The organism is Anaerotruncus sp. 1XD42-93, from assembly GCF_009917605.1.
GTDB lineage: Bacteria > Bacillota > Clostridia > Oscillospirales > Ruminococcaceae > Anaerotruncus.
Window position 1 is genome coordinate 1 of the sequence record NZ_QZEG01000180.1, and the last position, 1,244, is coordinate 1,244.

General features: G+C 45.1%; 1 protein-coding gene. It reads right to left on the minus strand.

Annotated elements, in window-relative coordinates:
- Positions 1–739 precede the first annotated feature (739 nt).
- Entirely contained in the window at positions 740–865 is a 126-nt protein-coding gene (locus D5269_RS18940) for a hypothetical protein (protein ID WP_256374393.1), read from the minus strand.
- Positions 866–1,244 lie beyond the last annotated feature (379 nt).

Sequence of the window (1,244 nt, forward strand, 5' to 3'; positions counted from 1 at the left end):
CGCTATGCCAAGACCTCCGATGCTTTTATCGCCGCGATACATGTTCGTTGTATCGCTATTTGGGCTGCTATCCGTGCTTAACACGTGTAGACGCTATCTAGAACATAAATCACCTTCTACGAATTTGTATGCTGTTTCGCCTGTCTCCGGGTCGTATTCTTTCAGTGATTCCTGGTGCTTGGGTTCGGTTCCCTGTTTCCCCGCTTTCAAAGGATTGAAAATCGGTTTTGAGAAGCAGGTGATCTTGATTTGATTGTTTGGAAAGTACCGGACTTTGCAGTTGTATTTAACCTCGTAGTCCAGAGCGGGGGCCGCTATGCAATCACTGAAAAGTGATGACATTATGAGGCAGCAATCAAGTAGCGCCCCCTACGGGGGCGGCCTCCCGGACAATGGAAGCCGCCCGCCGCAGGCAGAGGCTCAATCCATAATCCTTGCAGTGAAACGACCGTCACGATTCACCACGAGGTCGAGGTGGACAACTTCACCTGCGGAGCGTTCTTTGGTGGAATAAATGCTTCCAGCTGCACCGGTACTATTGGCGCAGAACACCTTCTACATAGTTTTATCGGGTTCACCGTCTTTGCCTTTGAATACGGTTTTCTGGACGCTGAGAATGGTTGTTTCGGTCATGTTAGAATTCCTCCTGTTTTCGTTTTGTTGGGGTTTTGAGATTTTTCTGGGCTTGCTTGGCAAACAGATCACCCGCTTTCACAAACCAGTTTCCGGAGTGGTAAGACTATTTTCCGGAATTATCTTGACAGAAGAAATACGGGGTGCCGTCCCGATAAACAATCCGTCCATCGTAGATTTCACCTGCTGTCAGCCTGCCGCGCTTATTGCGTGACCAGACATAACCAGTCATGGTTTTACCACCTCCAGAATGGTTTGTTTGATAAACTGCCCGGCGCGGGCATCGGCTAAAGTTCTGGGCTATATGTAACATTCATGCGCCGGACGGTAGATAAAAAGGATTGCGAAAGGGGGACTTTGCGCTAAAATCCTCTTTCTCATTTAATCTTACACTTTTACATATACTACTTCACATATTTTTCACTTGACGAACAGCTTATAATATTGTACACTAAAAATCATAAAAATGATTTTTTATGGTTTTTAAGAGCCGTTTTTTGAGAGTGTTAGTTTTAAGCAACTTTTTATGGCTCTAAAGTAAGAAGCTGTATTCATAAGCGTTTAAGCAAGGTATGGAAATGAGAAATTTTGACGATAGTCTCAGCAGATGA